This is a genomic window from Neobacillus sedimentimangrovi (genome assembly GCF_010614825.1).
In the GTDB taxonomy this organism is placed as follows: domain Bacteria; phylum Bacillota; class Bacilli; order Bacillales; family Cytobacillaceae; genus Neobacillus; species Neobacillus thermocopriae.
The window spans coordinates 1-10,675 of sequence record NZ_JAAFZF010000068.1; the positions used below are offsets into that span (position 1 = coordinate 1).

At 38.2% G+C, this 10,675-nt stretch carries 7 protein-coding genes; 6 read left to right on the forward strand and 1 reads right to left on the reverse strand.

Features of this window, described 5'->3' with window-relative positions:
* The first annotated feature begins 816 nt into the window (after nt 1–816).
* Nucleotides 817–2,712: a PrkA family serine protein kinase gene (locus tag GZA11_RS15350; protein WP_038540064.1), complete on the forward strand. Its 1,896-nt coding sequence runs from the start codon at nt 817–819 to the stop codon at nt 2,710–2,712.
* Between the two features lie 360 nt (nt 2,713–3,072).
* The gene (gene yhbH / locus GZA11_RS15355; RefSeq protein WP_038540067.1) at nt 3,073–4,239 is read left to right on the forward strand and encodes a sporulation protein YhbH; all 1,167 of its coding nucleotides are present in this window, start codon (nt 3,073–3,075) and stop codon (nt 4,237–4,239) included.
* Between the two features lie 38 nt (nt 4,240–4,277).
* Here yhbH and nagE read toward each other — a convergent pair whose 3' ends face one another.
* Nucleotides 4,278–6,164: an N-acetylglucosamine-specific PTS transporter subunit IIBC gene (gene nagE / locus GZA11_RS15360; protein ID WP_163184325.1), complete on the reverse strand. Its 1,887-nt coding sequence runs from the start codon at nt 6,162–6,164 to the stop codon at nt 4,278–4,280.
* Between the two features lie 243 nt (nt 6,165–6,407).
* Here nagE and nagA point away from each other — a divergent pair, with 243 nt between their 5' ends.
* The 4 genes from nagA to GZA11_RS15380 all read left to right on the forward strand — a co-directional run bounded on the left by nagA (nt 6,408) and on the right by GZA11_RS15380 (nt 10,139).
* The gene (nagA, locus tag GZA11_RS15365) at nt 6,408–7,607 is read left to right on the forward strand and encodes an N-acetylglucosamine-6-phosphate deacetylase (RefSeq protein WP_204317775.1); all 1,200 of its coding nucleotides are present in this window, start codon (nt 6,408–6,410) and stop codon (nt 7,605–7,607) included.
* Nucleotides 7,604–8,341, forward strand: a complete 738-nt coding sequence (nagB, locus tag GZA11_RS15370) for a glucosamine-6-phosphate deaminase (RefSeq protein ID WP_163184326.1) — start codon at nt 7,604–7,606, stop codon at nt 8,339–8,341. Before nagA ends, nagB begins: the two co-directional genes overlap by 4 nt.
* Before the next feature lie 53 nt (nt 8,342–8,394).
* Nucleotides 8,395–9,117, forward strand: a complete 723-nt coding sequence (locus GZA11_RS15375; RefSeq protein WP_038540081.1) for a GntR family transcriptional regulator — start codon at nt 8,395–8,397, stop codon at nt 9,115–9,117.
* A gap of 131 nt (nt 9,118–9,248) precedes the next feature.
* Nucleotides 9,249–10,139 carry a CAP domain-containing protein gene (locus GZA11_RS15380; protein ID WP_038540085.1) on the forward strand — a complete coding sequence of 297 codons (891 nt, stop codon included), beginning with the start codon at nt 9,249–9,251 and terminating at the stop codon, nt 10,137–10,139.
* The last annotated feature ends 536 nt before the right edge of the window (nt 10,140–10,675 follow it).

A 10,675-nucleotide genomic window follows, 5' to 3' on the forward strand; every position in this document is an offset into this window, starting at 1 on the left:
ATGGATATAAAAACTTCAAGAGATTTCGAGCAAGAATCTTATTGAGACATCAGTATAAAGGAATGGGTCTACATATAGGATAGGGGTGGCCTGATTTCTTTACCACCCCAACATTTGACGGAGAACCATAAATGAAATACGAAGTTCAAAAAGGCTGAGCACATTTAGTGATTTTTAAAAGCAAGTAAGGAGACTGCTTCCACCATCAGCATTATTCAAGCGAATACGAGTTGGAAAGAGGGGATTTATGATTGATATATAAAGGGCTGCCAATCTAGCAGCCCTTTTGTTATGAGATAAGATAGTATATTTTCAACTTCGAGAATTGTCTAGCTCCAGCCCCCTAGCGGCTAATGTCTTTCGGTCTTCGCCCTTCGATTGTCAACATCGAATCGCTTCGCTCATCGTGTTTCCTTTATCTCAATTGGAGAACCTCCAAGCCATACGCCGCTGAACAGGGAGCTTCCGCTTTTCTTTTGAATTATTTATTAGAACCTGGTTTGTCGTTATATCCTGAAGTGAAGATTGCTGCTAAAAATGCGACCATAACTAAAAGGATTAGGAACGTACCCATTATGTATTGCCCCCTTGTTATTGAATTTCATTTATACACATATAGTTTTATTATAGCCTAAGTTAACAAAATGAAAAGAGTAAGAAGAAAAAATTCGGTTATCCACTTCTATTATCTGAATCATCGTAATAAACTGAGTTTTACAAAAGAAACAGAGTAATCCAACATCGGGATGCATGTTCAATTGCTCAAGTGCATAAAGTATATTAATCGTCTCTGATTAACTACAGGGGGAGGGCCTTATGGATATTTTAAAAAAAATTGAAAGATACCGTGAAGAAGAAGAGAAACTTCGTTGGGAAGGGACATTCGCTGATTATTTACAATTGTTAAAAGAAAAGCCTTGGGTTGCACAGTCCGCACATTCTCGTGTCTATAATATGATCAAAGATGCGGGAATTGAAGAAGTCAATGGAACGAAGAAATATAATTTCTTTAGTAATGAATTATTTGGTTTAGAGGAAGCATTGGAGCGGCTGGTCGAAGAGTATTTTCACCCAGCAGCCAAAAGACTAGATGTCCGAAAACGGATATTACTGCTGATGGGTCCTGTTAGCGGAGGGAAATCGACCCTTGTCACTATGCTAAAAAGAGGGTTAGAGAAATATTCACTAACAGACCGTGGCGCAGTATTTGCAATTAAGGGATGCCCCATGCATGAGGACCCACTCCATTTAATTCCCCATCATTTGCGACAAGACTTTTATGAAGAATACGGTATTCGAATTGAAGGGAATCTTTCACCTCTGAATATGATGCGTTTGGAGGAGGAGTATGGTGGAAGAATTGAAGATGTTCTGGTTGAGCGTATCTTCTTCTCGGAAGATAAGCGGGTAGGGATTGGAACCTTTAGCCCATCCGATCCTAAGTCTCAGGACATTGCTGATTTAACAGGAAGTATTGATTTTTCCACCATTGCCGAATATGGTTCCGAATCAGACCCTCGTGCTTATCGTTTTGATGGTGAACTTAACAAAGCGAACCGGGGGATGATGGAGTTCCAGGAGATGTTAAAGTGTGATGAGAAATTCCTGTGGCATTTATTATCCTTAACACAGGAAGGAAATTTTAAAGCTGGAAGGTTTGCTCTTATTAGTGCTGACGAACTGATCGTAGCACATACAAATGAAACAGAGTATCGTTCTTTTATTGCCAATAAGAAAAACGAAGCGCTACACTCTAGGATTATCGTTATGCCCATCCCGTATAACTTAAAAGTGTCAGAAGAAGAGCGAATCTATGAAAAAATGATCCGAGAAAGTGATGTTGCTGATGTTCATATCGCTCCACACACTCTTAGAGTGGCAGCTATGTTTACCATTCTTACGCGCTTGAAAGAACCGAAAAAAGCTGATATTGACCTCATTAAAAAGATGCGCTTGTATGACGGAGAAAATGTGGAGGGATACAACTCCGCTGACGTCGCTGAATTGAAAAAAGAATATCCGGATGAAGGAATGAGCGGAATTGACCCACGCTATGTCATTAACCGGATTTCATCCACGATTATACGCAAGGGAGTACCTTCCATAAATGCATTGGATGTCTTACGCTCACTTAAAGATGGGCTAGACCAACATCCGTCAATTACACCAGAGTTACGTGAACGTTATTTGAATTTTATCTCATTGGCTCGAAAAGAGTATGATAACATTGCGAAGAAAGAAGTTCAAAAAGCATTCGTATATTCTTATGAAGAATCTGCCAAAACATTAATGGACAATTATTTGGATAATGTGGAGGCATATTGCAACAAAGCCAAGTTACGCGATCCTTTAACAGGTGAAGAAATCAATCCGGATGAAAAGCTTATGCGTTCGATTGAAGAACAAATTGGCATCTCAGAAAATGCAAAAAAAGCATTTAGGGAAGAAATACTTATCCGTATTTCCGCCTATGCAAGAAAAGGCAAGCGTTTTGATTATAATTCCCATGATCGCTTACGAGAGGCAATTCAGAAGAAACTGTTTGCTGATCTAAAGGATGTTGTGAAGATTACGACATCCACGAAAACACCGGATGAGCAACAGCTAAAGAAGATTAACGAGGTAGTAGCCCGACTTATTGATGAATATGGCTACAATTCCACTTCAGCAAATGAATTATTGCGTTATGTAGGAAGTTTATTGAATAGGTAATGGAAATAAGACTGGCGGAAACTCTGCCGGTCTGTTTTTTTCAAAATGTAAAGCGTAGCAAGATTTCAGCAACCTTACGTGAAGTGTACCAACTCTCGGGTAGGAAAGCTTGTTCTGTGGAGAATAGTTAATCAGGCTCTAGATAGACGACATTAGCATTTTTTTCAGAATATGAAAAAGGATTGTCCAACCTTATAGACAGATAACTAATTATCAAAATTATTTGTAAATTATTCTTTGAATATGCATAGGATAAAGTAATCCATCTTTATTCGTATTTTTTCCATTCGCGATATTGTATGTATTAAAAAAAAATTATGTGCATTTTTCATGACAAAATGTTAAAAGGAGGGGTTTATAATGTCTGTCAATAACCATCAGTTTGTAATTTCAAAAGAAGATTGGTCCCTCCATCGTAAAGGATACGATGACCAGCAGCGGCATCAAGAAAAAGTCCAAGAGGCGATTCGAAATAATTTACCCGACTTAATTACAGAAGAAAGCATTATAATGTCTAACGGTCGAGATGTGGTAAAAATTCCGATACGTTCTTTGGATGAATACAAAATTCGATATAATTACGACAAAAATAAAAATGTGGGCCAAGGTGATGGTGACAGTCAAATCGGTGATGTAGTGGCACGTGATGGATCCAGTGCTCAGAAAGGCCCTGGTAAAGGGCAAGGGGCCGGTGATCAGGCAGGAGAAGACTATTTTGAGGCTGAAGTATCCTTAATGGAGCTAGAGGAAGCTTTATTTAAGCAATTAGAGCTTCCGAATTTAAAGAAAAAAGAGGAGCAGGAACATCTGGTTGAAAATATCGAATTTAACGATATTCGAAATACTGGGTTAATGGGCAATATCGATAAGAAAAGAACGATGATGGCGGCATTTAAACGGAATGCCATGAGAGGTAAACCGGGATTTCATCCAATTTTTAAAGAAGATTTAAAATTCAAAACTTGGAATGAAGTTGTAAAGCCCGATTCAAAAGCCGTTGTCATCGCGATGATGGACACAAGTGGATCTATGGGGATTTGGGAAAAGTATATGGCAAGAAGCTTTTTCTTCTGGATGACGCGTTTCTTGCGAACGAAATATGAAACAGTGGATATTGAGTTTATTGCCCACCATACAGAAGCAAAAATTGTATCAGAAGAAGACTTCTTTTCTAAAGGAGAAAGTGGGGGAACGATCTGTTCATCGGCCTATCGGAAGGCACTTGAAATTATAGATTCTAAATATAATCCAAGAAAATTTAACATCTATCCGTTTCACTTCTCAGATGGAGATAACCTTACATCAGATAATGCGCGTTGTGTGAAATTAGTAGAAGAATTAATGAAAGTGTCTAACATGTTCGGCTATGGTGAAGTTAATCAGTATAATCGCCATTCTACCCTCATGTCGGCTTACAAGAATATCAAAGATGAGCGATTCCGTTACTATATTCTTAAACAAAAAGCAGATGTTTTCCACGCCATGAAAACTTTCTTTCATAAGGAGAATTCTGAAGTATTGGTATAAAAAACGGCAGGTGCCTTTCATTCACCTGCCGCTTTTTTCTATTCAATGGAAAGGATTCCACTTTGACCTTGAGTTGCTTTTCCATGTTTTTTCATATTTAGCTTAGTTAAATTAGTAAAAATAATAGGTGTCACTGTCGAAGGAGCTGATTTTTTGATTAACTCTAAATCAAACGTGAGTATTTCTTGTCCTTTAGTGACTAAGTCTCCTTCATTGACTAAAACTTTGAAACCTTCACCCTTTAAATTGACTGTATCAATTCCAATGTGAATAAGAATTTCATAACCCTGCTTTGATTTAATTCCGATCGCATGTTTGGTTGGGAATATATTGATAATTTCACCGTCGACAGGTGAAACAACGGATCCTTTCGCTGGAATAATACCAAAGCCATCTCCCATCATTTTTTGTGAGAATACTTGATCCGGCACTTCACTTAACTCAATGATTTCCCCTTCAATAGGCATCACGAACTCTTTGTCCGATAAGGTCGGAAGTCCCTGTAGATGGGTGGATACTGTTTCGATAGTTTCCTCTGGATGAACGGATGATGGATTCAATTTTTTCATAGCGTCTGCCACAAATTCTACTTCGGTTCCGACAATGATTTGTAAATTTGTTTTATTTAATTTCATTACACCTTTTGCTCCATGTGCCTTTAAATCTGCGTCATTTACTTTATCCATGTCTTTAATCGACAAACGCAATCGAGTCGCACAATGATCGATATTTGAAATATTATCTTTACCACCAATATCCTTAATAAAGTGATAAGCCAGTTTTTCATGTTTATTCATATTTGTTGAATCCGATGTAGGAGCGTTTTCCATAGTTTCTTCTTCGTCTTCACGACCTGGTGTTTTTAAATTAAAGGCTTTAATTAATATATAGAAAAGAACGAAATAAATGACTCCATAAATTAGTCCTACTACTAATAAAAGCAATGGTTTTTCTGCAATATTAAAGTTTAATAAATAGTCAATGGCACCTGCTGAAAAAGTAAATCCGTCTCTAATTCCAAGCATGGAGGTGACCCACATCGATAATCCAGTTAATAAGGCATGGACCCCATATAATAGAGGGGCAATAAACATGAATGAGAACTCAATTGGTTCGGTAATCCCAGTAAGAAAAGAAGTTAAGGCTAATCCAATAAACATACCGGAAACCGCTTTTCTTTTTTCAGGTTTGGCTGCAGCAATAATTGCAAAGGCAGCTGCTGGGAGACCAAACATCATAATTGGGAAGAAACCGGTCATAAAACCGCCTGCATTTGGATCACCTGCAAAAAAGCGGGCAATGTCTCCCTCTTGACCATTAAATTCACCAAATTGGAACCAGAATAAGCTGTTTAACACATGATGAAGACCTAATGGAATAAGTAGTCGGTTTAAAAATCCGTATATACCTGAACCAATAGCCCCTAAACCAATGATCCAATTTCCAAGCCCATTAATAGCATCTTGGATCGGAGGCCATACAAATCCTGCAACACCAGCAATAATAACCATAGTAACTGAAGTGACAATTGGAACAAAACGTCTGCCACTAAAGAATCCTAACCATTCTGGTAGTTTGACATCACGATAGCGATTGTATAAGCTTCCGGCAATAATACCGGTAATTATACCTCCTAGAACACCCATATTGATACTTTTATCAATAGCTTTTGTACCTTCTGTTAAAACTAAATAACCGATAGCTCCCGATAAGGCAGCAGCACCATTATTATCTTTAGCAAACCCCATCGCGACACCAATCGCAAATATTAGCGCTAAATTTGCAAAAATAGCATTTCCCGCATTAGCAATAAAAGGAATATCTAATAAATCCGGTTGTCCAAAGCGAAGCAGTAATCCTGCCGCCGGCAACACTGCGATAGGAAGCATAAGTGCTTTACCAATTCGTTGTAAAAATCCTAGCATAGAAGTGTTCTCTCCTTTAATAAAAATAAATCAATCTGAAAGCGCTTATCAACTAACATAATACACAAGACATTTATAGATGTCTATACCAATATTTTAATTGCTAATAAAAAAATATGATTGTTTGTAACAAAAACGGTAATGATTATATTTAAATTGATATATAATAAAGTAAATTGGTATAGACAACTAGATTACTGCAATGCTAATATGTAGGTATCATTGGAAAGGAAGTATCGAAAAATGATTCCAAAAGATAATCTTATTTTAATAAAGAATATTCAAATTTATTCGGAAGACCGTTTTATTGAAAACGGATATATAAAAATGAAAAATAAAAAAATTATTGAGGTCGGGGTACTATCTGACCTTGAAAATGACCAAGATTATCAAATTATCGAGGTTCCAAATGGGTATATTGCCGTACCTGGTTTTATTGATGTTCACATTCATGGAGTAAATGGAGCAGACACAATGGATGCAACGAAGGAAGCATTGGATACGATGGCAAGTGCGCTTCCAAAAGAAGGTACAACTAGTTTTTTAGCCACAACCATGACCCAAGAACGAAAAGAAATTGAAAAAGCATTAATTAATGCTGGGGAATATATGAAAACACAGGCTGACCAAGGAAAAGCAGAAGTTTTAGGTATTCATTTGGAAGGTCCGTTTGTTAATGCGAAAAGAGCAGGTGCACAGCCCATTCATCATATCATTGACCCAAATGTATCTTTGTTAAAGGAATGGCTGGCTCTTTCTAACCATTCAATTAAGTTGGTGACACTAGCACCGGAGCAGCCAAATGGATTGGAAATGGTTCGCTATTTAAAAGAGAGCGGAATTATTGCTTCTATTGGACACTCAGATGCCACATACGAACAAGTTGTTGAGGCAATTGAAGCAGGAGCTAATCATGTGACTCATCTATTTAATCAAATGAAAGGACTGCACCATCGAGAGCCGGGGGTCGTAGGAGCCGCCTTTTTACATGATGAATTAAAGGCAGAAATTATAGCAGATGGAGTGCATGTTCGACCTGAAATGGTAAAGCTGGCTTATAAACAAAAGCAACGTGAAGGCCTTATTTTAATTACAGACTCAATGAGGGCAAAATGCTTGAAAAATGGAACATATGATCTAGGGGGACAAGAAGTTACCGTTAAAGATGGAAAAGCCGTACTAGAAGATGGGACATTGGCTGGTAGTATTCTCAAATTAGGGCAAGCCTTCAAAAACATTTTGAATTATACAGGATGTTCCATTGAGGATGCGATACAAATGGCTTCTGTGAATCCTGCCAAACAGTTAAACATCTATGACCGAAAGGGAAGCATCGCAAAAGGGAAAGATGCTGACATCGTCATTCTTGATCATAATAGGGAGATTTTTATGACGATTTGTCGAGGGGAAGTGGCCTTTCATAAGGAGGACGATATCAAATGAAATTAATTGAGGTAAAAGATTATAACGAAATGAGCCAAAAAGCGGCAGAATATATTATTGCAAAAGTAAGGAACCATCCAAGAATCAATCTTGGTTTAGCAACCGGAGGAACAACGGTGGGGACGTATAAAATTTTAATTGAAGATCATCAAAAGAATGGAACCTCCTATCAAGAGGTAACTACATTTAATTTGGATGAATATATTGGTCTTTCTGGCAATAATCCAAATAGCTACCGTTACTTTATGAATGAAAAATTGTTCAATCATCTTGATATAAATAAAAACAATACTTTTATTCCTAGCGGCGTTGCGGAGGATATCCAAACCGAGTGTCTACGTTATGAGCAATTAATTGCCCAACACGGCGGCGTTGACCTGCAAATACTTGGAATTGGTCAAAATGGTCATATTGGGTTTAATGAACCTGGGACATCCTTTGAGTCTAATACCCATGTTGTGGATTTAGCTCCGTCTACTATTAAAGCGAATGCAAGATTTTTTGACAACGAGGAAGAGGTACCTACTAAAGCAATAACTATGGGAATAGCCACCATTATGAAGAGTAAGGAAATACTGCTCTTAGTTTCCGGTGAGTCCAAAAATGATGCCATGCATAAGCTTTGGAACGGGGAAGTGACAGAAAGTTTTCCTGCATCTATTCTGAAAAATCATCCATATGTTACAATTATTGCAGATCAAGCAGCGGTTGCTGGACTTAAGATTCATTCTTAACAGTTATAAAGACCGCTCATTGGCAGATTTTTGACAGAAAGGTGTATTAAGAAATGATTAATAAAAATTCCCCCATCCCCATTTATTTTCAGCTTGTTGAGCAAATCAAAGGATGTATTGAAACAGGAGAACTGCAACCAGGAGATGCTCTACCACCTGAAAGGGAATATGCTGAAAAATATAAAATAAGCCGTATGACAGTTAGACAAGCTTTTACTCAGCTGGTAAATGAAGGCTATCTTTATCGTCTTCAAGGCAAGGGGACTTTTGTTGCGGAGCGTAAAATTGAACAGCCTCTTCAAGGATTGACCAGTTTTACGGAGGATATGAAAGCAAGAGGGATGGAGCCGGGGAGTGAATTAATTCATTTTGAGATTGTTCCAGCATCTAATCAAGTGGCAACACAATTGTCAATTTCGGAGTATGCCCCTGTTTACGAAATTAAAAGAATTCGCTTGGCAGATGGAGTACCAATGGCATTGGAAACCAATTATATATCAGCCAATCTTGTGAAAGGTCTAACTGAACAAATTGTCATGCAATCTTTGTATGCCTATATAGAAGGGCACTTAAACTTAATGATTGATTATGCTTCGCAAACGATTGAATCCTCAATAGCAAGCCAAAATGAAGCAAAGCTTCTAAAAATTAAAAATGGGTCACCAGTCATGCTTATTCAAAGGAGTACATTTTTAAAGGATGGAACCCCTGTCGAATTTGTAAAATCTGTTTATCGTGCTGACCGTTATAAATTCATGATCCAAATGAAAAGGTAAATAAGTCATTAGTCCACCGAGTAGTACCCGGTGGATTTTTTTTTTCAGTATCGTCGATTATTTCCATTAATACTTTTACGAAAATCATTAAAAATATAAAGGCAACACAAATTTAAAAGGGGGGATTGGCATTGATAAAACGATCCGTTAGTGTGATTGCCGCGGCCTTAATCACAGTAGGGTTGGCGGCTTGTAATGCCAATGATAATGTCGATAATCGAGTAGGAAACAATGATAACCGCGATAATGGTATGTTAAATGTCCAAAATGGCAGGGATGATTTCATTGACCACAATGGACTGTTGACCGAGGATTATACGAATAACAATAATAATGAACCAGATTGGGATGTAAATCTGTATAATGAAAAAGACAGAAACAGAAGAGACCATGATGATGATGATTTAATTTCTGCTTATCATACAAGCATGAATAGCAATCAATACCCGCATACTAAGGCTGTATTAATCCAGGATGCTAAGTATCAATTTATCCGTATAAATCCTGGACAGGGATATACTGGTATGATCCAACAAAGAGAACAACAACCGAAAGTACAGGTGCCGTCAGGACAGACAGCGGTATCAAAGGCAGCACAACCTGCACCAGAAAAACAAACCGAAACGAAAGCACCAACAGGCTCGGCTAGCCAGTACGTCCAGCAGGTAATTGATTTAACGAATGCCCAGCGCCGTAAAAATGGTCTACCTGCCTTAAAAGCCGATGCCAAATTAAATAGTGTGGCGCAAAAAAAATCAGAAGATATGCAGCAAAATAATTACTTCTCTCATACGAGTCCAACATATGGATCTCCGTTTGATATGATGAGGGACCAAGGTGTAACGTATAAATCTGCAGGTGAAAATATTGCCCAAGGACAAAGAACACCGCAGGAAGTTGTAAATGCTTGGATGAACAGTGAAGGACATCGTAAAAATATTCTCAACCCTAACTTTACACATATCGGGGTAGGGTATGAACCAACAGGGAAACATTGGACACAAATGTTTATCCAAAAATAATGAGAACTTCATCTACCGGCAAGTGCTTAGCATTTGCCGGTTTTTTCCTAAGTCAATACACCAACACTTATTTTTTTAAGAAGGCAGTCAATAATTACGATTTAGTATTGCTCAACAAATCATTACATAGAAAAACGGCGGTCATTTTATACCGTCGGTTTTTTCATGTGCGCCCGGCATGGGTGTAATCTATAGGGTGAAAGTCCCGAGTTGCGAAGGCAGAAGTAGCAGTTAGCTTAACGCAAGGGTGTCCGTGGTGACGCGGAATCTGAAGGAAGCGAGCGGCAAACTTCCGGTCTGAGGAACACGAACTTCATATGAGGCTAGGTATCACTGGGTGAGTTTGCATGACAAAACAAAGCCCTTTCTGCCGAAGGTGATACAGAGTAAATGAAGCAGATGGATGGAAGGAAAGATTACACTCTTACCCGGGGAGGTCTGGCTGGCACGCCAAGTAACCTTGGTAACCTATCTAGTGATAGATAGCTGAGCAGTCAGAAGTCAGCAGAAGTCATAGTACTCTTTCAAGCTCGAGA